Origin of the sequence: Pectobacterium versatile, assembly GCF_003932035.1 — a bacterium.
GTDB classification, from domain to species: Bacteria; Pseudomonadota; Gammaproteobacteria; order Enterobacterales; family Enterobacteriaceae; genus Pectobacterium; species Pectobacterium versatile.
The window spans coordinates 519355-539620 of record NZ_CP034276.1; the positions used below are offsets into that span (position 1 = coordinate 519355).

Annotated in this window: 16 protein-coding genes; 2 read left to right on the top strand and 14 right to left on the bottom strand. The window is 53.2% G+C overall.

What is annotated here, in order from left to right; genetic code table 11:
- Positions 1 to 202: 202 nt before the first annotated feature.
- The 6 genes from mgtA to rhaB all read right to left on the bottom strand — a co-directional run bounded on the left by mgtA (position 203) and on the right by rhaB (position 9409).
- The gene (gene mgtA / locus EIP93_RS02370) at positions 203 to 2914 is read right to left on the bottom strand and encodes a magnesium-translocating P-type ATPase (RefSeq protein WP_125232217.1); all 2712 of its coding nucleotides are present in this window, start codon (positions 2912 to 2914) and stop codon (positions 203 to 205) included.
- 454 nt (positions 2915 to 3368) lie between these two features.
- Positions 3369 to 4946 carry a methyl-accepting chemotaxis protein gene (locus EIP93_RS02375; protein WP_125232218.1) on the bottom strand — a complete coding sequence of 526 codons (1578 nt, stop codon included), beginning with the start codon at positions 4944 to 4946 and terminating at the stop codon, positions 3369 to 3371.
- A gap of 460 nt (positions 4947 to 5406) precedes the next feature.
- Positions 5407 to 5721, bottom strand: coding sequence for an L-rhamnose mutarotase (rhaM, locus tag EIP93_RS02380; protein WP_119158969.1), 315 nt, complete (start codon positions 5719 to 5721; stop codon positions 5407 to 5409).
- 109 nt (positions 5722 to 5830) lie between these two features.
- Entirely contained in the window at positions 5831 to 6655 is an 825-nt protein-coding gene (rhaD, locus tag EIP93_RS02385) for a rhamnulose-1-phosphate aldolase (protein WP_103861535.1), read from the bottom strand.
- A gap of 4 nt (positions 6656 to 6659) precedes the next feature.
- Positions 6660 to 7922, bottom strand: coding sequence for an L-rhamnose isomerase (locus EIP93_RS02390; RefSeq protein ID WP_103942047.1), 1263 nt, complete (start codon positions 7920 to 7922; stop codon positions 6660 to 6662).
- Positions 7919 to 9409 (bottom strand): rhamnulokinase, encoded by a 1491-nt coding sequence (gene rhaB / locus EIP93_RS02395; RefSeq protein ID WP_125232219.1) that lies wholly within the window; start codon positions 9407 to 9409, stop codon positions 7919 to 7921. The genes EIP93_RS02390 and rhaB overlap by 4 nt, the downstream gene beginning before the upstream one ends.
- Positions 9410 to 9745: 336 nt before the next feature.
- On the opposite strand from rhaB, the gene rhaS reads away from it, so the two are divergent.
- Together rhaS and EIP93_RS02405 are read left to right on the top strand one after the other, a co-directional pair.
- The gene (rhaS, locus tag EIP93_RS02400; protein ID WP_125232220.1) at positions 9746 to 10585 is read left to right on the top strand and encodes an HTH-type transcriptional activator RhaS; all 840 of its coding nucleotides are present in this window, start codon (positions 9746 to 9748) and stop codon (positions 10583 to 10585) included.
- Between the two features lie 24 nt (positions 10586 to 10609).
- Positions 10610 to 11464 carry a helix-turn-helix domain-containing protein gene (locus tag EIP93_RS02405; protein WP_040031929.1) on the top strand — a complete coding sequence of 285 codons (855 nt, stop codon included), beginning with the start codon at positions 10610 to 10612 and terminating at the stop codon, positions 11462 to 11464.
- A gap of 191 nt (positions 11465 to 11655) precedes the next feature.
- Here the strand turns inward: EIP93_RS02405 and EIP93_RS02410 are convergent, their stop codons facing one another.
- From EIP93_RS02410 to EIP93_RS02445, 8 genes are all read right to left on the bottom strand, one after another.
- Entirely contained in the window at positions 11656 to 12984 is a 1329-nt protein-coding gene (locus tag EIP93_RS02410) for an AAA family ATPase (protein ID WP_125232221.1), read from the bottom strand.
- Positions 12981 to 13952 carry a reverse transcriptase domain-containing protein gene (locus tag EIP93_RS02415; protein WP_125232222.1) on the bottom strand — a complete coding sequence of 324 codons (972 nt, stop codon included), beginning with the start codon at positions 13950 to 13952 and terminating at the stop codon, positions 12981 to 12983. The genes EIP93_RS02410 and EIP93_RS02415 overlap by 4 nt, the downstream gene beginning before the upstream one ends.
- Positions 13953 to 14328: 376 nt before the next feature.
- Positions 14329 to 14583: a Txe/YoeB family addiction module toxin gene (locus EIP93_RS02420; protein ID WP_039282578.1), complete on the bottom strand. Its 255-nt coding sequence runs from the start codon at positions 14581 to 14583 to the stop codon at positions 14329 to 14331.
- Positions 14580 to 14831, bottom strand: a complete 252-nt coding sequence (gene yefM, locus EIP93_RS02425) for a YoeB-YefM toxin-antitoxin system antitoxin YefM (protein WP_039324900.1) — start codon at positions 14829 to 14831, stop codon at positions 14580 to 14582. Before yefM ends, EIP93_RS02420 begins: the two co-directional genes overlap by 4 nt.
- Before the next feature lie 74 nt (positions 14832 to 14905).
- Complete coding sequence (locus EIP93_RS02430) at positions 14906 to 16612, bottom strand: dipeptide ABC transporter ATP-binding protein (RefSeq protein WP_103972132.1); 1707 nt, start codon at positions 16610 to 16612, stop codon at positions 14906 to 14908.
- Positions 16609 to 17475, bottom strand: coding sequence for an ABC transporter permease (locus tag EIP93_RS02435; RefSeq protein WP_125232223.1), 867 nt, complete (start codon positions 17473 to 17475; stop codon positions 16609 to 16611). Before EIP93_RS02435 ends, EIP93_RS02430 begins: the two co-directional genes overlap by 4 nt.
- The gene (locus EIP93_RS02440) at positions 17468 to 18427 is read right to left on the bottom strand and encodes an ABC transporter permease (protein WP_125232224.1); all 960 of its coding nucleotides are present in this window, start codon (positions 18425 to 18427) and stop codon (positions 17468 to 17470) included. Before EIP93_RS02440 ends, EIP93_RS02435 begins: the two co-directional genes overlap by 8 nt.
- Positions 18405 to 20018 (bottom strand): ABC transporter substrate-binding protein, encoded by a 1614-nt coding sequence (locus EIP93_RS02445; RefSeq protein ID WP_039507375.1) that lies wholly within the window; start codon positions 20016 to 20018, stop codon positions 18405 to 18407. Before EIP93_RS02445 ends, EIP93_RS02440 begins: the two co-directional genes overlap by 23 nt.
- Between the last annotated feature and the right edge of the window lie 248 nt (positions 20019 to 20266).

Genomic DNA, 20266 nt, shown 5'->3' on the forward strand with positions numbered 1-20266 from the left:
ACTAAATCCAAGGTGGTATGTATTTTTGCCACTGTATTGGTATTTTTACAGTCTAGATTACAGTGAGTAGCATCGTGACGTTAATCAGTGAAATCAGGGTAAGAAAGAAGACAACGATCCTGAATGCGTGGCGAGAAGGTTTCATAGCGGCTCCTGATTTGGCGGGCGACAGCGCACCCGCCGTGAAGAGGTAAAGAAGGGATCAGAACCATTGGCCGAAGCGGCGGATATAGGCGCGTTTGACCAGTTGAGCGACAGTGCAGTAGCCAATCAGCGTGGCGGCCAGCCACGGGAAATATTCCCACGGCAGCGGCTGTAAACCGACCAGCGGCCCCAGCGGTGAGAACGGTAGATAGATACCCATCGCCATCACCAGCCCGGTCATCAACATCACTGGCAGTGCCGCCGTACTCTGAATGAACGGGATCTTCTGGGTACGCAGCATGTGGACCACCAGCGTTTGTGACAGCAACCCCTCAACGAACCAGCCTGACTGAAACAGAGCCTGATGCTCTACGCTGTTGGCGGCAAACACGAACCACATCAGCGCGTAGGTGGTGATGTCAAAAATCGATGATGTCGGCCCGATACACAGCATGAAGCGCCCGATATTTTTGGCATCCCATTTACGCGGTTTACGCAGGAACTCCTTATCCATTTTGTCCCACGGCAGCGACAGCTGAGAGATGTCGTACATCAGGTTCTGAATCAGCAGATGGATCGCCAGCATCGGCAGGAATGGAATAAAGGCGCTGGCGACCAGCACGGAAAACACGTTGCCGAAATTGGAACTGGCGGTCATGTTCAGGTATTTGATGATATTCCCGAACGTCTCGCGCCCTTTGATGACGCCTTCTTCCAGCACCATCAGGTTCTTTTCCAGCAGAATGATATCGGCCGATTCTTTGGCGATATCCGTGCCTGTATCGACAGAAATCCCGATATCGGCATCGCGCAGGGCGGGGGCATCGTTGATACCGTCGCCCAAAAAGCCGACCGTATGGTTATTCCCCTGCAACGCTTTCAGCACGCGGGATTTTTGTAGCGGCGTCAGTCGGGCAAAAATGGTGCGCTGTTCTACCAGTACGCCGAGCTGTTCATCGCTGAGCGCATCGATAGCGTTGCCCTCCAGTACCTCGCCCGGCTCCAGCCCTACATCGCGGCAGATCTTGCTGGTGATAATCGCGTTATCACCCGTCAGAACTTTAACCGTCACGCCGTTTTCATGCAGGGCGCGAATGGCGGCAGAGGCGCTTTCTTTCGGTGGATCGAGGAACGTCAGCAGACCGCAAATTGTCAGGCAGCGTTCATCCTCAGCGCTAAGTGGCAGCGTGCTGCCTACTGGACTCAGTTCCCTGGTGCCAATCATCAGCACGCGGAACCCTTGCTGGTTGTAGCTTTCCGCCAGCGTTTTCAGCGCATTGCGGCGCGCGTCGTCCAGTTCATGCTGCTGTCCGTTCTCACTGACATGCGTGGCAACCGCCAGCATTTCTTCCACCGCACCTTTGCAAATCAGGCGTTGCTGGTTGTGTTCATCGGCAACGATGATGGACAGACGGCGGCGAATAAAATCAAACGGCAACTCATCGATTTTGCGATAGCGACCCAGCGCGGCGATGGCGGGATTATGACGGCCAAAATGCATGATGGCCTGATCCATCAGGTTTTTCATGCCGCTCTGGTGCGCACTGTTGAGCCAGGCGAGCTGAAGCACACTTTCATCGGCTCGACCCTGTGTATTCAGGTGATGCTCAAGGATGATGCGATCCTGCGTTAGCGTGCCGGTTTTATCGGTGCACAGGACGTCCATCGCGCCAAAGTTCTGAATCGCGTTCAGCCGTTTGACCACAACTTTGCGCCGCGCCATGGCAATCGCGCCTTTTGCCAGATTGGACGAGACAATCATCGGCAGCATTTCCGGCGTCAGGCCGACCGCGACCGCCAGCGCAAACAGGCTGGCCTCCATCCAGTCGCCTTTGGTGAAGCCGTTAATCAGCAGCACGACCGGCACCATCACGATCATAAAGCGGATCAGCAGCCAGCTTACGCTGTTAACGCCGCGATCGAAGGCGGTTTGAGAACGCGTGCCGACGATGGATTTTGCCAGCGAACCGAAGTAGGTGTGGCTGCCGGTCGCTACGACAATCGCCGTTGCTGTGCCGCTGGAAATGTTGGTGCCCATCAGACAAATGTTGGAGAGCGCCAGCAGATCGCTCTCGCCGCCGCAGTCTGCTGGCTGACAGCCTTTGGCGCTGATATCGCTGAACACGTCGTATTTTTCGATCGGCAGTGATTCACCGGTCAGGACTGCCTGGCTAACGAACAGGTCGCGTGATTCCACCAGCCGGATATCCGCTGGCACCATATCGCCGGCGGAGAGCGTCAGAATATCGCCGGGAACCAGCTGTTGAAGCGGAATTTCCTGCAAGACGGCGGTGGCATTGGCGTGAGGACGACGCAGCACGGTGGCTGTTGTCCGCACCATGGATTTCAGCGCTTCGGCGGCTTTATTGGTGCGAAACTCCTGCCAAAAACGCAGCAGGCCGCTCAGGCTAACCATCACCAGAATGATGATCACACCAGTGAGCGATGTCTCTTCGTTATGGCGCAGCGGTAGCCAGTAGTCGGTGAAAAAGCTGATAGCGGCCAGCGCCATCAGTACGTAAATAAACGGGTTATTAAACGCGGCGGCCAACTGCACCAGCGCATGGGGTGCTTTTTCGTGGGCGACGCGGTTTTCGCCATAGGTTTGCTGGCGCTCAATGACGTCATCATGGCTTAAGCCGTGCAGATGAGTATTCAGGTTAGCCAGCGTTTGGTCGAGGCTGTTTTGTGCCTCGCGGGCAATCGCAAAGGTGGCCGTAGGCGTTTTACGGGCGCGGCGATGTCCCGTTTGCGTGATCATATCGGTCATGATGCTGCTCTCTTAATGTTGCCTGTCCGCCGCGCACGGGCGCGCATCCCGGATAAAGGGACGTAAAGCGGAAAAAAATGAAGGTATTAAGGGAGGTAAACAGCGCAGGCGGAGAGAACAGAGAGGTCGAGGAAGAAGACAGTCCTTATTCTAACGGATGCGGTTTACCGGGCCATCGAGGGTGCTCGTCCATGTTGTCTCCTTATCGCCGTGCGGCGAGATGTAAAAATAATCGTCAGTTGACGAAACTGGCTACGTAAAAACACAGTACGTAGTTTAGTGGTGCAACCATAACCCTGTTTGCCTAAACCGGACGTCAACGTTTGTTCGTGAGTGAGATCGGGTGTGCTTGCCACTAATCAGCAGGCGTCGGCGGCGTATTGCTATGCAGTGGGTGAGAGGCGCTAAGAAGCCGTTTATTGCCCCGCCGAGTGGTCGGCGGGGCAGAGGGGAATTAATGGATTCTCAGCATGTGGTCTTGGTTAACTTTGAAGAAACGAACGGCATCGCGTAGCTGTTCGCCCTGTTCTGTCATGGCGTGCGCCGCCGTGGCGGATTCTTCAACCAGCGCGGCGTTCTGCTGGGTGACCCGATCCATTTGTTCTACCGCCAGGCTGATTTCTTTGATGCCAATATGCTGCTCGTTGGAGGCCTGAGAAATCTCCGCCACGATATCTGTCACCTTTTTCACCGACTGCACAATTTCCGACATCGCCTGGCTGGCTTTGTCTGCCCGCGCGGAGCCATCGGTAATCTTCTCAACGGTGCCTTCGATCAGCGTTTTGATCTCTTTGGCGGCGTTGGCGCTCTTCTGTGCCAGCGTCCGTACTTCTCCCGCTACGACGGCAAAGCCTTTCCCTTCGCTGCCTGCTCTGGCCGCTTCTACTGCGGCGTTCAGGGCAAGGATATTGGTCTGGAAGGCAATGCCTTCGATTACGGCGATAATGTCGACGATCTTCTGTGAACTATCGGAGATCTCATGCATACGCTTGAGCATGTCGTCCACGATAAGCCCGCCCTGAGAAGCCGTTTCCGAGGTTTGCTGCGCCAACTGGCTCGCTTCTTTGGCGTTATCCGCATTCTGGCGCACGGTGTGCGTCAACTGCTGCATATTGGCCGATGCCTGAATCAGCGAAGCTGCCTGCTCTTCGGTACGTTGCGACAGGTCGCTGTTGCCCTGAGCAATCTCACTGGACGCCAGCGAGATGGATTCACTGCCGTTCATGATGGTATGCACGATGCTCATCAACTGCTGGTTCATGTAGTTGATGGAGGCCAGCAGGCTGCTGTTGTCCCCCTGACGCAGCTGGATTTGCGCCGTCAAATTGCCGGAGGCAATCTCAGCCATGATTTCTTGCGCGTAATGCGGGTCGCCGCCGAGCTGGCGCGAAATATTACGTGAGATAAGGGTGGCGATAACGGCGGTCGTCAGCAGAGCGAGTAGCAGCAATCCCCAGACATAGTATTGTGAGGCGCGGTATGTCGTTTCGGCGCTGTCTACGATGTCTTTTGTGGTCGCGACTTCCATTTCGACCAGTTTCGCCAGATCCTTCATCAGTTGACCGCGATACTTGCCGGAGCTTGCACCGCTGATCTTGCTGGCTTCTGCCAGATCGCCCCGATTGACGATATCAATCAGTGTGGCATTAACTGAATTGAACGCTGAGAAGTTTTCGCCAATCACCTTGATCAGCGCTTTTTTATCCTCAGTGCTGGCAACCGCTTGATAGTTCTTAAACGCAGCAAGGAAGGCATCGGCGTTTTGCAGTAATTCTTTGCGGTGGCCTTCGCGCTCCTCGGGGGTTTTAGAATCGATATACTGAATTTGCTGCAAACGCGTTTCAGACAATGCACCGCGCATTTCCAGACTATATCGCACGCCGGGCAGGCTGCTGCTGCTTAATTCATCAATACGGCTATTATTAACGCTAAGCTGGAGTAGTGAAACTACACCTAATAACAACATCATGGCTATCAGGACGGAAAAACCGAGTAATAACTTGGAAAGTACTGTGAGTTGAGAGAATTTCATCGCTATTCTTATTGATTATAGAGAGAAGGTAGTAGTGATAACGGCAAATAAAATAAGATCTTTATAATGTGTAATTCGATAAAGTGGTGCGGGCAAATAAACAGAATTTAATAATAACCAAATTGATTATGTCGAGACTAAACTCTGTTTTATTTCAATGTGACAACGGATTGTGGTGATGGGTTGTTTTTGAAGGGAGGGTTGTTAATCATTGTTTTAATAAATGTTTTTATTTTTAATGTGAAAAATAAAGCATTCACAAACAGAGGAAATAAAATGTGACTGCCATCAATAATTAATAAATATTTATGTGTTTAATAAAAATAATGATTATATGTAACGGAATCCATTAATTAAATGACAAATTATTTCTTTCTTCTGTCCTCAGTAATCTTTCTTATGCCTTCAAAATAATGTTACAGCGGTAATCCTTGATTATATTACCGCCGCATGATTCTCCTCAGTCCAGATAGAACACGGGTTCCAGCGCATCGCTGACCGGGCTGTTATCAGGGTTGGAGGGCATGATATCGCCCATGTGTTTCCACCAGCGCTGGCAGACATCCGTTTGTGCAATCGCTTCCCAGCGTGCTTCGGACTCGACCTCGACATAGCCAAACAGCAGATTGCGCTGTTTATCCAGAAAAATGCTGTAGTGGTGCGCACCGTGGTTCTTTAGCACCTCGGCCAGTTCCGGCCAGATAGGATTGTGGCGACGCTGATATTCATCGTGGCAGTCAGGAAAAACCGACATCACAAAAGCCTTACGCAACATGGATGAATCCCCCGTAGTCATTGGCAGAACGCCACGGCGGTGATGCCGTGGCGAGTTGAGGCTGAAGCTAATGCTATACGCATTACACGCACTGCATGCGTTACACGACCTACACGCGCAACGCGGCTTCCAGTGGCGTGACGCCGAAACGTTTACCTAGGGCGATCAGCTCTTCGGTCGAGATCGTCTGCTTCTTACCGCCCATCGATCTCACTTTCACCATCACTTCAGCGGATTTCTCTGCGGTATCGATCAGGCCGAAGGCTTCATCCAGCGTTGGGCCGGTGCCGAAGATGCCGTGGAAGGGCCACAGCACCAGCGAATGACGCTTCATTTGTTCGGAAGTGGCATCGCCAATGGCATCGGTGCCCGGCACCATCCACGGCACAATCCCCACGCCGTCTGGGAAAACGACCAGACACTCCGTGCTGCCTTCCCACAGTTCACGCGTGAACTTAGCGGTATCCAGCTCCAGCACATAGCTCAGGGCGATCAGGTTGGTCGCGTGGCAGTGCATGATGACGCGGTCGCGCCCGTGGGTCACGCCCATACGCACAATGTGCGACTGGAAATGCGAGGCCAGTTCAGACGTTGGCAGGCCGCCGTTGGTCAGCCCCCAGAAAATGCGATAGCCTTTGCCGTCGCTATCGACCTGCAACACCACCAGTGAATCAGCCGGATCCAACTGCACGTTGCGGAAGAATTTGCCGGAGCCGGTGACGATAAACCAGCAGTCTGCCAGCGCAGGCATCGGCTGTGATAACGCCTCGTGGCGCGGCTGTGGGTAGAAATCGCTTTCATAAGGCGTCACATCCTCAGCCGTCAGGCGCAGGCTGACGTTACCGCCGTTACGTTCGTCCCAGCCTTTGAGCCACATGTCGCTGGTGGCTTTAATCATTCCCTGTACAAACCAGGAAGAGAGAATTGCTTGCATAATCTTACCCTTGACGTTGAGTGAGGATGGTTTCTTCATACTGACGCACCTGTTGCAGCCATTCGCTGCCCGGGATGACGTCATGACGCTGGCAGTAGTGTTCCCACACGGCCTGCCACGGTAGCGATTTTTGCTCTTCCAGCAGGGCCAGACGCGCGGTGTAATCGCCGTTTTGTTCCAGTGTGCGCAGCGTTTCTGTCGGTTCCAGCAGCGCGCGCAGCAGGGCTTTCTTCATGTTGCGGGTGCCGATGACCCAGGCCGCGATGCGGTTGATCGACGCATCAAAGAAATCGAGCCCGATATGCACGCGGTTAAGCAGCTTATGGCGCACGATTTCGTGGGCAATGGCCTGCGTTTCGTCGTCCAACAGCACCACATGGTCGCTGTCCCAGCGTACCGGGCGGCTGACGTGCAGCAGCAGGCGTGGAACGTACAGAATCGCGCTGGAGATCTTGTCGGAAATCACTTCGGTTGGATGGAAGTGTCCGGCATCCAGACAGAGCGCGGTGCCGCGGCTGGTCGCGTAGCCGAGGCAGAATTCGCTGGAGCCGACGGTAAAGCTTTCAGCGCCGATCCCGAACAGCTTACTTTCCACCGCGTCGATATGGTGTGCCTGATCGAGCGGCTCGGCGATGACCTCGTCTAACGCGCTGAGCAGCCGCTGGCGGAATGCCAGACGATCGATGGTCAAATCTTTCATGCCGTCCGGCACCCAGATGTTCATGACGGACGGCGTGCCGAGTTCGCGCCCGAAGTAGGCGGAAATACGGCGGCTGGCCTGACAGTGTTCAATCCAGAAACGGCGGACTTTTTCGTCTGGGTGCGACAGGGTAAAACCGTCCGCGCTCAGCGGATGAGAAAAGCAGGTCGGATTAAAATCCAGCCCGAGCTGGTGGCGCTTGGCCCACGCGACCCAGGAACTGAAATGCTCGGGGGCAATCTCGTTACGGGCGACGGGCTGCGCGGATTCCAGATAAATGGCGTGCAGGTTCAGCCGCTTGGGGCCGGGGATCAGCGCAAATGCCTGTTCCAGATCGGCACGTAGTTCATCCGGCGTGCTCGCTTTGCCGGGGTAGTTACCGGTGGCCTGAATGCCGCCGGTTAACGGTCCGCCGGTATTCTCGAATCCGGCCACATCGTCGCCCTGCCAGCAGTGCATTGACACCGGAATCTGGTCGAGCTGTTCCAGCACTGCCTCTACGTCAACATTTAGGTTGGCATAACGTGCTTTTGCCAACTGCCAGGCAGCTTCAATTGGTGTGCTCATTGCGTAGTCTCCTTTTTGCCCTGTGGGGCGGTTTCTGGCTGGCTGAGCGCCTGAAAACGACGCCAGTGCCCGGCAAAATCACTCTCCGCACGCGGGGTATAGCGATGCAGAGGGAAGTTATGAGTCAGCATATGCCTGAATGCGGCAAGGTCGGCAACGGCGCCCAGCGCCATCAGTTGGCAGCCGATATTGCCAAGCGTCGAGGCCTCGACCGGCCCGGCCAGAACCGGAATCTGGCACACATCGGCGCACAGTTGGTTCAGGAAGGCGTTCTGGCTGCCACCGCCGACAATATGCAACTGGCGGATTGGCGCGTGGCGCAGTTCGCCGAGTTCTAGCACCACCTGCCGATAGAGCAGCGCGAGGCTGTCGAAGATGCAGCGTGCCAGTTCGGCATCGCTGTGGGGCACAGGCTGGTCGTGCTCACGGCAATAGTCGCGGATCGCCTGATGCATGGACGGCGGATTGATAAAGCGATCGTCATTGGGATTAATCAGGCTGGCGAAGGCGGGCACGGCGGCGGCGGACTGAATCAGTGCGCCTAAATCCTTGATATTACGCTCCTGACAAACGCGCTGTAGCAGCCACAGACCCATGATGTTTTTTAGCACCCGATAGGTGCCGTCTACGCCGCCTTCGTTGGTGATATTGGCGGCCAGCGCCTGCGGACTGTTAAACGGCGTGTCGCTCTCGATGCCCATTAGCGACCAGGTGCCGGAGCTAAGGTAGGCGCTGTCGCGGCTCAGCAACGGTGCGCCGACTACCGCGCTGGCGGTATCGTGCGTGGCGACAGCAGTAACGGGAATGTGTCGTCCGCTCGGCGCTGCCCAGTTTCCGACGGCGTGCCCCGGCTGTACCGGATCGCTCAACCAGCGGCGCGGGATGCCCAGATACTCCAGCAGTTCGCTGTCCCAGGTTTTCTTTTCCAGATTAAGCAGTTGGGTCGTGCTAGCGTTGGTGTATTCGCAGACAACATTCCCCGTGAGGCGATAGTGAAAATAGTCGGGGATCATCAGCAGGTGTGCCACTTGATCCAGATCGTCAGAGGGCGCATCGCCCAGCGCTTTAAGCTGGTACAGCGTATTAAACGGCAGGAACTGAATGCCGGTACGCTGATAGATCGCCTCACGTCCCAGTTCTGCGGTAACCGCGGCCATTACGCCGTCGGTGCGGTGGTCGCGATAGGAATACGGCAGGCCAACACGCTGCCCGTCCTTATCGAGTAGCACATAGTCCACGCCCCAACTGTCGATCCCGATGCTATCGGGGGCGATACCCATGGCATCGATTTGGTGTAATCCGGTGAGGATATCGCCTTCCAGCGCGGCCAGATCCCACTGATGATGGTTGTCCTGAAACACCAGCGTATTGCTGAAACGGTGAATTTCTTTCAGCGTCAAATGCTGCGTTGCGGTGTGCAAGGTTGCCAGCATGACCCGACCACTGGATGCACCTAAATCCACCGCCACGATATTCTTCACCGCCATAGCCGCACTCCTTACTTGTTGGATGTGTTGCAGTGTAAAGAGCGGTAACAGAAGCCACCTTCCTATGAGTGCCATCAACAACAGGCGGCTGGCAAAATGACAAAGCTGGCCGTGAAAGGGCTCACAATCTGGGAAATTATTTAGGGAATAACCACGAAAAAACCAGGGAAAAGGCGGTGTGATCCTTACCACACTTCAATCAATTAGGCGGTGCGATCTTAAAAAAAGAGCAGCCAGATGGCGTGCGGGTGACGGTATTTCAAGGCTGGTTTTGTCGCTTCTGGCTACCCTTTTTCAAAGGCCGCATTTTTGCCAGAAGCTGAATGGAGAACTGAAATGACGTTACTTCGTGGTGATGATTTTTTTACTTCGCGTGCCGTAACGGTTGCGGTTGAGCCGCGTACCCCACAAGCGGCGTTTCCTGAGCACTATCATGATTTCTGGGAAATTGTGCTGGTGGAGCAGGGCGCAGGCGTCCATGTGTTTAACGATCAGCCCTATGCACTGTGCAGCGGTTCGGTATTCTTCGTTCGTGATAACGATCGGCATCTTTTTGAAGACGTCGAAGGGCTGTGCCTGACCAACATGCTGTACCGCTCGCCGCGCGGATTCCGCTTCCTTTCCGATATCGCCGCCTTTTTGCCGTATGGCCCGAACGGCGAATGGCAAGGGCAGTGGCAGGTCAATGCGGTGGGAATGCAGCAGTTGAAGCAGTCGATGAATAGTCTGGCTGAACTGGCGCAGAGCGATGCGCCAGAGGCTATTGCTGCCAGCGAAAGCCTGTTTCTGCACATTCTGGTGCAACTGCGTCAACACTGTTTCCAGACGGAGGGCAACGGCTCCGAGCGTCAAGGAGTGCAGGCGCTGCTGGGCTGGCTGCAAAACAACTACAGTGAAGAAGTGAACTGGGGCGACTTGGCTGACCAGTTCTCGTTGCCGCTGCGTACGCTGCATCGTCAGCTCAAACAACACACAGGTATGACGCCACAACGCTATCTGAATCGGTTAAGATTACTGGAGGCTCGTCGGCGGTTGCAGCAGAGTGATGATTCTATCACCACGATTGCGCACGCCTGTGGATTTAGCGACAGCAATCACTTCTCGACGCAATTCCGCAAGGCATTCTCGCAGGCGCCTAAATCACTGCGCCATCAGGCGTTTTCTCGTGAAGAGTAGGTAATGGCAACTGCGGGTGAGGGAATGGCGACAGCAATACGGGGTTTGAAATTACAGACTGAAGACTATTTCCTCACCGACAAGAATGCCGTGATGGTTGCCGAACGGCACCCACAGCCCGTGTTTCCGCTGCATCATCATGATTTTGATGAACTCGTCATCGTCTGGCGTGGCAATGGTCTGCACCTCTGGAACGATGTGCCGTACCGTATTACTCGCGGCGATATGTTCTATGTCTCCGCGAACGATCGCCACAGCTATGAATCCGTCCACGAGCTTGAGCTGGACAACATTCTCTATATTCGCAATCGCCTGACGTTATCCGCAGATTGGCAAGCGTTACTGCCGGGTGGGGAGCTTCCACAAAGCCAGCGCCACTGGTGTTTAGGCTCGGAAGGCATGGATACCCTCCGCGAGAAGGTGGACGCGCTGAGGCAGGAATGCATGAAATCGGATGCGCTGTCGCTGCAATTGAGTGAAGCGCTGCTGTTGCAGATTGCGCTGCTGGCGGCGCGCTATCGTCACACGCCGGACAGTCCGCAACTGGCCGATGCGCACCAGTTGGATATGTTGATGAATGCGCTGCGTGCCAGCATCGCGGCACCGTTCCGCTTTGAAGCCTTTTGCGAACAGCACCACTTCAGCGCCCGCAGTTTGCGTTCTCGCTTTAAAGAGCAAACGGGCATGAGCGTGCCACATTACCTGCGCCAGCTGCGGCTATGTAAGGCGATGGAGCTGCTGCGTTATGATCTGCAAACCATCGGCGACGTTGCCGCGCTGTGTGGTTTTGAGGACAGTAACTACTTCTCTGTGGTGTTCCATCAGGCGTTCGGCGTTTCGCCCAGCGCTTATCGCCAGCGCTTTCTGAATGTGGAGTGACGGCGTTAGGTATTGGGTATGAATTGTGCAGGCTCGGACTTTATCTGGCCGTGTGCCGTATTAGGGCATGACTCAACCTGATAGTTGGCAACGAGCTGAAAGCGGATGCTCATGACATCCGTAATTCTTCCTGCCCCTATCAGCAGCAAGTTATACGTAATACAGCGGTGAGCCAGAGATCTCTTACGTGCCTAACCGTTGATAAATGTGAGCAATTCCTGATAAAAAATCGACACTTTCGCATCAAAACCATGCTCAAGGATTGTAAAAATATCTTCTCGGGTAAGATTATGTTCTTTACGTTTTTCCTGCAGTTTTTTCCAGTAGGCTTTAGATTTGGCATTTTCTGGCGCGACATCTGGGAGATTATGCACCGCATTTTCTTCTTTATATTTTCTGAATATTTCATCTTCAATATCATCGTAAGGGCTGATAATAACGTCCGTACGGTGACCATATTGGGCTTTCGCATCGCCGTCCAGGACGGCTATCGCGTCTTTGGATGAACAGATGAAACCAGTCGAAGCATTACGCTTCATCAAATCAACCACATTGCTGCAGCCACCAATATAAATGACTTTGACCCTATTCTTTGTTTCCATAGTGGAGAGCTTAAGGTTGATATATTGCTCAAGCGTTACGTCTTCGGTGAAGATAAATTTGTCATACCCCTGGAATCCAAACATTTCCATTTGAATAAAGCTGTAAGAAACCCGGTTATGGCTAACTGTACCGTTTTCACTTTTCAGATAGATTATTGGTGTTCCGTATTCATAAATGGTTTTCATGATGGCGAGAGAGTGCGTGGTAAAGAGTATTTTTATTTCCCTTTCCATGCAGATATTCCTGATCGCACCCATTAGTGAAACTTGCGCAGAGGAATCAAGGGACACATCTATTTCATCTATGATGATAAGCCGGCTTGAGGAGGTTATCATCTTGAAAATACTGATAACAAAGAACTCTCCTGAACTGAAGTAGTCCTCGCGTATATATCGGTTATTATCAAGCGGAAGAAAATAGTAGTTCACGCCCTTTATGCTCACGACTTTCAGATTCTGAAACTTTTTTTCATCCCTATAAACGGAATTGAGGAAAGCTATAAGTTCGTGTGCTTCTTCATAGTCTCCTTTTAAGTACTTCTCCCTTAGCGTCATATCGATGCTGCCCAAGGCGGGAAAATCTGAGAAACGCTTACCGTAAGGAATAGGCAGTTCGACGTTCAGAAACGCTTCATCTCTGAGAATATTCTTCGTATCAAGATCGCCATCATTGAACCTGAAAGTATATACGTCTTCATTAATTTTAACATCGATCTGCGTGTTTTCGCTGATGCTAAACACTGACGATGTTTTACTGACGATAGCGGTGTCTTTGAGCAGTGCGAGCGCTTTAATGATGGACGTTTTACCCACACCATTCCTGCTTGTCATGCAGATAAGTGGGTCGCGTGAAAAGTCAAAGGACACGCTGATTTCAGCTAAGTGTTGCAACGCTCTGATATCTACACTGACGATCATTTCAGCAGCTCCTTACCTCTGAGCAGTTTACTGATGATGGCGTTACCGTATTTTTTACGTAGATGAAAAAGGTAGTCCTTGTCGATGTTGTTAATTTGACTCAGCACGCCTGCGATTGACAGAATTGATGTCATCTCATCCATGCCAGTATAATTCAGTAGTTTTTTTCTGTCAGTTTTGAGCAGATGCAGCTTCACTTCAATATCCGTTTTGGTTGCTTTGCTGACCGTCATTTTCCCGTCATTAAGTATGCTTATTCCCAGAATTTTTCTTTCATACTTTTTCGTAATGACTTTTGTTTTTTTATGATTGATGGATAGTTTCAGGAATGCGTCTGATGATAGAATCGCTGTGAGGTCGTTTGTGATTATGTCTTTATCCATTTCACCCTGCGATGAAATGATCAGATCATCCGAGTAACGACTGTAGATATAACCTTTCTTGTTACAGTAGGCCTCAATAACATTGTCATAATCATAAAAACAGAAGTTACTGATTGAGGGCGAGCATGAAAATCCAACGGGTAGACGGTTATCGATAGTACACAGATAAACAATCCTCTTTATATTTTCTCTAATCTCTTCAGGGTCCACCGTACGTATATTTACACAGTATTTTGAAAGCGTATGAGACACAGCTTCAGCGCTGATTGAGGGGAAAAATTTCGATATGTCTGTTTTAAATATAAATTCACTGTTGCAGTGCGGTCGGACGGCATCAGTAATATTCACATCTTTCTGGTAAGAAAAAACGATATCTTTTCTCATAGGCATTTCGCTGAACACAAACCGAGAAAGAAAAGTATGAATAACCTTAAGCCGGGCTGAACACTGGTAAAGCTCAACCTTATTTTTACTTAGGGGAATAAGTCTAGCTTCGTCTTCCGTTCTGAGGGTATGAAAATCAGCAAAGTCTTTTTTGTTATTGAAGTAGGAATTAAAAACACTCTCCAGACTGTTGTCTTTCATTCATCCTTTACCTATGTTTGATCTGATGAGGCCATCAGAAAGAGTTGACTGAAGCGTCTTCGAGTGCTCTGCAAATTATTAAGGCCCCCGATAATTGCTTAACGGGAGCCTTAATAATTTACGAGATTATACTGCCTATAGAGGCTTCCTAGTTGACCGGAGATACTCCATAGTCAGAAGCATGTGGTTATTATGACCACTTCCTACTCCTTTATCAAGCCCGCTGTTCTCCGGAGAATGCCTCCTCGTCGATAAACAAGCTTCGATAAATGTAACTTCCGTTTCTGGCACAGAGCTATCTGTCATATTAGGTATGGCTGTGAGTCACAAAAGTATTAGCTCGAATCTGAGCTAATACCGATGAATCAATGAGGGGTTAATAGTGGTAGCGGCAGGCGGCTATCATCATGGCGTCATCGGTGATGGCATAAACCAGACGATGTTCTTCGGTGATACGGCGCGACCAGAAACCAGCAAGGTTATGTTTAAGTGGCTCTGGTTTTCCTTTTCCTTCAAAAGGTGTTCTGCGCGTTTCTTTTATTAATTCATTGATCTTTTTGACCATCCGCTTATCGATGTCCTGCCAGTACAGATAGTCTTCCCATGCTTCTTCTGACCAGATTAGCTTCACTCAATGATATCTCTTTCTTCGCCATTGCCAGCCTTAAGGCTCTCGATTGAATTCATCAGTCTTTTTGCATTGGCTGGTGAACGCAGTAAATACGCGGTTTCCTCTAGAGAGTTATACTCTTCCAGAGACATAAGCACGCAGGCTTCACCATTCTGTCGAGTGATAAGAATAGGAGCACGGTCTTCGACCGTTTTCATCATGGTCGCCGATAGATTTTGTCGGGCTTCACTGTAGCTAATTGTACGCATCTGTACCTCCTGATATGTACTATCATTGTACAATGTCGCTGTGTTTTTAACCACTCAATCTTTCTTCAACATCCCTATTCCGCCACCGTCGAGAGCAACAGGCGCGTGTAAGGATGCTGCGGCTGATTGAAGATCTGTTCGACCGGCCCTGTTTCTACGATATCCCCGTCCTTCATGACCGCGATGCGGTGGCTCATGTGCTGTACCACGCCCAGATCGTGGGAGATGAACAGCATTGTCAGCCCCAACTGGCGCTGCAACGCTACCAGTAAATCCAACACCTGCGCCTGTGTAGTGACATCCAGTGCCGATACCGGCTCGTCACAGATCAGGATTTCAGGATCTGAGGCCAGCGCTTGTGCGATGGAGACGCGCTGACGTTGACCGCCGGACAGCGCCGTAGGGCGTCGGCTCAACAGATCGGGCGTCAAGCCGACATAGTCCAGCAGCGTCAGAATACGTCGCTGTTTCTCATCGTCGCTCAGATCGCGGCGCAAGCGCAGTGGCTGACGCAGAATCTGGGCGACGGTAAATTGTGGATCGAACGAACTGAGCGGATCCTGCGTGATCGTCTGAATGCGGGCGCGTAGCGGTCGGCGCTCGCGTTCCGTTAACGTGCTCCAGGCATTGTCCGCGAGTCGGATTTCCCCGCTGTCCGGCTTTTGCAATGCCAAAATGACTTTGCCCAGCGTGGTTTTACCGGAGCCGGATTCCCCGACGATACCCAGCGTTTCGCCGCGCTTGATCTGGAGAGAAACCTGATTGACGGCCTGCATCCGGCTACCGTCCGGGCGCTTGAACGACACTGCAATGCGATCCGCCGTCAGGGCTATCGCGTCGGTACTGGCGTGATTCGTTGCCAGAGACGCCGCTGATGGCGCAATACCGCTCTGTAACGGATCGACACCGGCCAGCCACTTTCCTCGCGTGGACGCGGTCGGGATTGCCGCCAGCAGCTTGCGAGTGTAGGGATGCGTTGGTGCTGACAGGATCTGCCTCGCCTCACCGCCTTCTACCAGCGCGCCGTGCTGCATGACAATGACGCGATCCGCGACGTCAGCAACGACGGCAAGATCGTGAGTGATCAACAGAACACCGTGCCCCGCCTGCGCCAAGGCGGTGAAGACTTTCAGCACCTGCTTTTGCACCGTGGCATCCAGCGCGGTGGTGGGTTCATCGGCAATCAGCAACTGTGGGCCGGCTGCCAGCGCGGAGGCAATAAGCGCGCGTTGACGCAGGCCGCCGGACAGCTCGTGTGGATACTGTGCCGCGCGATTCTCAGGGTCGGGAATGCCTGCTTTTGTCAGGAGTTCGGCGACGCGGATAGGAATTTGCTCGCGGGGCAATAGGCGATGGGTCAGGATCGGCTCCGCGACTTCTTGCCCGATTTTGCGCAGCGGGTCGAGAGACACCAGCGCGTCCTGCAAAACAAAGCCAATTTCACGGCCGCGAATCGCCCGCCAGTCGCGATCGGTCAGATAACGTAGATCGCACAGGCTGCCATCATGGCGCGTGAGTTCAATCGCGTTTGCTTGTACGTCAACGCCTTCACCGGATAAACCTACCAGCGTGCGGGCGGTGACGGATTTCCCTGAACCCGATTCGCCGACCAGTGCCAGAATTTCTCCAGCATTCACCTGAAAAGAGAGGTTTTTAACCGAACGAATGGGGCCGGATGGGCTGGGAAACGTGACGCTCAAGTTCTCCACACGTAGCAGCGGCATCTTCGCCGGTGCATCTGAAGACGAATGAGAGGAGTGAGGGAGTGTGTTCAGGCTCATCGTGCCTCTCCTTTTGCCAAAATAGCCTGTAAACGACGCCCCAGCAGCGTGATGGAAATTACCGACAGCGCGACGACGCTGGCGGGCAGCAGGCTGACCCACGGTGCGATATCAAGGAAGTTGCGTCCGTCAGCCAGTAACGCGCCCCATTCGGCAGTCGGCGGAACGACGCCCAATCCCAAAAAGCTCAGCGCCGAGGCGGACAGCACCGCGTGGCCGACGCCAATGGTGGCGACAATCAACAGCGGACGCAGCGTATTGGGAATGATATGGCGAAAAACGATATACAGCGGGTGTTCGCCCAGCGCAATCGCATGCTCAACGTAGCCGGATAACCTGACTTGCAGCACCTGAGAACGGATCAAACGCGCATAACCCGCAATCCCCGCCAGACCGACGGCCAGCATGGTGTTTTCCGGGCCGCGTCCTAGTACGGCGATCACCAGCAGCGCCAGCAACAGATCGGGAAACGCCAGCATGATGTCCAGCAGGCGCACCAGAACCTGACGGACACGCAGCGGCGCGAGCACCGATAGCGTACCAAACAGCACGCCGCCGAAGCAGGCGATCAGCATCGCGCCGACGCCAATACCCAGCGACAGCGAAGTGCCGTGAACAATGCGGGAAAAAATGTCGCGCCCCAGCTGATCGGTGCCGAACCAGTAAGTGCTATTCGGCGACTGGAATACCGCCCCCATATCCATTTCATCGGCGGTGCGGCTGGTAAACAGCGAGGGGAAAAAGACCGCCAGTGCCAGCAGGAAAACGATAGCGGCAGGCAGCAGCGTCGCTGTGCTCAGCCACGGGCTGCGATAGATTTTTCTTGATGGCGTCTGCGTGAAGGGCATTGGTTCGCTACTCATGGGCGCTCGCCTTCTTGCGTAAGCGGGGATCGATGAGGAGATACAGCGCATCCACCAGCAGATTGATGACGACGAACAGGAACGCGGACAGCATGACGACGCCGAGCACCAGCGGCATGTCGCGGTTTTCAATTGCACTCAGCGTGACCTGCCCGATACCCGCGCGGCCAAAGACGGTTTCGGTCAGCACGGAGCCGCCGAGTACGCTTGCCAGTAAGGTACCGGTCAGCGTTGAGGCGGCCAGCGCGGCGTGGCGCAAACCGTGACGGAAACGCAGCCGGATTTCGCTGACGCCGCGCGTGCGTACAGTGAGTGAGAACGGCTGGGAGAGCGCATCTTCCAAACCGTCGCGCAGTACCTGGCTTAGAATGGCGGCAATCGGCAAGCCCAGAGTGATAACCGGTAACACCAGCGACATAAAACCGTCGTTGCCAGTGACGGGAAACCATTGCAGGCGAAAACTGAACAGGCTTAATAGCACGATACCAATCCAGTAGACCGGTGTGCTAAGCAGCGTTAGCTCCAGCCACGATACGCTAGTGCGCAGCGCACCATAGCGACCCGCGGTGAGCAGCGCGCTGGTAATCGCGAGGAACAGTGCCAGAATCAAGCCGCCAAGCGCCAGCGGCAGGGTTTCATGCATCGCATCACTAATCACGCTACCGACTGGCAGGCGGTAGAGATAGCTGACGCCAAAATTGCCCTGTAGCGCCTGTCCACAGTAGCGCAGATATTGCACCCACAGCGGCTGATCGAGCCCAAATTGTTTGATGAGTACGGCGCGATAGGCTTCATCCACTACGTTATCGCCGCCGCTGAGAATAGCGACGGGATCGCCGGGGATCAGTTTGACGGCAATAAACGTCAATGTGGCTGCGCCCCAGAGCACAGCCAGAATGGTGAGTAGACGTTTACCTAGCGCGTACAGATTAACGTTTAATCCAGACATCATAGAAGTTCGGTTTTGCGTTGGTGGCCCAGCTTATGCCCTGTACCTGTTTGGACAGGCCGAGTTGGTAGGCTGGAACATACAGCGGAACAACATACGCCTGATCGATGACCTCACGCTGTATTTCGCTGTAGAGCTGTTTACGTTCCGCGTCACCCGCGCCAATGGCTTTTCTCAGTTTACCGTCCAGCACGCTGATGCGAGTAAAGCCGTTACCGTTCGGTGGCGCATAGGCCGAATCGAACACGGTACGCAGAATATCTGGCTCTGCACGCACGAAGAAGTTAGAGGCGATATCGTACTCGTTGGCATTGGTGCGTGTGGTGAATTCACCCGCATCAACTGGCGTCAATTTGACTTCGAAGCCTGCCTGCTTCACCTGATATTGCACCGCTTGGAACAGCGCGACATCTGCGGCTTCAACGTTGGTTGAGGCGTAAACGAAGCTGACGCTCAGGCGCTTGCCATCTTTAGTACGGAAGCCTTCGCCGTCTTTCTGTTTCCAGCCTGCGTTATCCAGCAGTTCGTTGGCTTTTTTCACATCAAAGCCCCAGCGGGACGCGACGCTCGGATCGTAGTACAGCGTGGCAGGGCCAAGAACGTTATCGGCGGCTTTCAGTGTACCGAAGAAGGCAACTTTCACTGCCGCGTTGGTATCTACCGCGCTCTGGAATGCCTTACGCACCGCGACATCCTGGAAAGGGCCTTTGGTGGTGTTGAGATAGAGCACACGGTTAACGCCCGGGTTCTCATAGGTAATCACTTCCAGCTTTGGATTGCGCTTCACCGTCGGGAAATTGGCAGGCGGCACGGCGTCAATGGCCTGAATCTGGCCGCTGCTCAGTGCGCCAAGGCGAACCGACGCTTCTGGCAGATATTTGAACACCAGACCATCCAGATAGGCTGGGCCAGTGTGCTTGGCATAACCCGGTCCCCAGTTGTAATCAGGGCGCTTCGTCAGCTTGCTGCCGCTGCCTTTCACAAAGGAATCAAGAATAAACGGACCGGAACCCACCACGGTGGTGCTGGTGTTTGGTGTTTTCTTCAGGTACGTCGGCGATTGAATGCCCAGATATGGCAGGCTCAGGCCCTGTAACAGCGCCGCAAACGGTGAGCTGTAGTGGAGCACAATCGTATAGTCATCCGGCGTTGAGATCTTGTCGATAGGACCTAACAGCGATTTCGCGTAGCTGGAGGTGGTTTTCGGATCGAGAATACGCTCAATGTTGTATTTCACCGCTTCCGCATCCAGCTTGGTGCCGTCGCTGAACGTCACGTCCTTGCGCAGGTGGAAAGTGTACTCGGTGTTGTTGTCGTTAATTTTCCAGCTTTCCGCCAACCAGGGCGTAAAGCGGTTATCTTCCGCCTGTCCTACCAGTGAATCGACCACGTTGCGGGAAATCAGCGCTGTTACGCCATAGGCCGTAATGTGCGGGTCGATGATCGGCGTATCGCTACCCAAACCTACGTTCAGAATACCACCGGATACCGGTTTTTCACCGCTTTGTGCAGCGTAAGCACCGGGATTGAGTGCGAAAAGCAGCGTGAGTAATCCTGCTGCGAGAGTCGTAACTTGCGGGTGATTTTTTTCCATTCCCTGTGTCCTTTACGATGACATGAGGCCATACACGGCGGTCTTTTCGCTACTCTAGTAGGCGGTCTTATGCATGTAAAAGAATAAAAATGGATTTTCAATTCCATAAAAATATATATGAAGAGGAAGTCCATCACGGCGAATACCGCTTCGCAACATCATGATTCAGTATGCTTTTTATTCGTTCGCAATGTATTACACAGCAATGCCAACTACGCTTATGCCATGGTCTACGACCCCCTGACGGA

Excerpts from the sequence above, each read along its gene's own strand:
- yefM (WP_039324900.1), bottom strand. The coding sequence starts at position 14,831 with ATGCGTACAATTAGCTACAGTGAAGCCCGACAAAATCTATCGGCGACC.
- EIP93_RS02390 (WP_103942047.1), bottom strand. The coding sequence starts at position 7,922 with ATGAGCACACCAATTGAAGCTGCCTGGCAGTTGGCAAAAGCACGTTAT.
- EIP93_RS02440 (WP_125232224.1), bottom strand. The coding sequence starts at position 18,427 with ATGATGTCTGGATTAAACGTTAATCTGTACGCGCTAGGTAAACGTCTA.
- mgtA (WP_125232217.1), bottom strand. The coding sequence starts at position 2,914 with ATGACCGATATGATCACGCAAACGGGACATCGCCGCGCCCGTAAAACG.
- rhaS (WP_125232220.1), top strand. The coding sequence starts at position 9,746 with ATGACGTTACTTCGTGGTGATGATTTTTTTACTTCGCGTGCCGTAACG.
- EIP93_RS02375 (WP_125232218.1), bottom strand. The coding sequence starts at position 4,946 with ATGAAATTCTCTCAACTCACAGTACTTTCCAAGTTATTACTCGGTTTT.
- EIP93_RS02410 (WP_125232221.1), bottom strand. The coding sequence starts at position 12,984 with ATGATCGTCAGTGTAGATATCAGAGCGTTGCAACACTTAGCTGAAATC.
- EIP93_RS02445 (WP_039507375.1), bottom strand. The coding sequence starts at position 20,018 with ATGGAAAAAAATCACCCGCAAGTTACGACTCTCGCAGCAGGATTACTC.
- rhaD (WP_103861535.1), bottom strand. The coding sequence starts at position 6,655 with ATGCAAGCAATTCTCTCTTCCTGGTTTGTACAGGGAATGATTAAAGCC.
- rhaB (WP_125232219.1), bottom strand. The coding sequence starts at position 9,409 with ATGGCGGTGAAGAATATCGTGGCGGTGGATTTAGGTGCATCCAGTGGT.
- EIP93_RS02435 (WP_125232223.1), bottom strand. The coding sequence starts at position 17,475 with ATGAGTAGCGAACCAATGCCCTTCACGCAGACGCCATCAAGAAAAATC.
- rhaM (WP_119158969.1), bottom strand. The coding sequence starts at position 5,721 with ATGTTGCGTAAGGCTTTTGTGATGTCGGTTTTTCCTGACTGCCACGAT.
- EIP93_RS02415 (WP_125232222.1), bottom strand. The coding sequence starts at position 13,952 with ATGAAAGACAACAGTCTGGAGAGTGTTTTTAATTCCTACTTCAATAAC.
- EIP93_RS02430 (WP_103972132.1), bottom strand. The coding sequence starts at position 16,612 with ATGAGCCTGAACACACTCCCTCACTCCTCTCATTCGTCTTCAGATGCA.
- EIP93_RS02405 (WP_040031929.1), top strand. The coding sequence starts at position 10,610 with ATGGCGACAGCAATACGGGGTTTGAAATTACAGACTGAAGACTATTTC.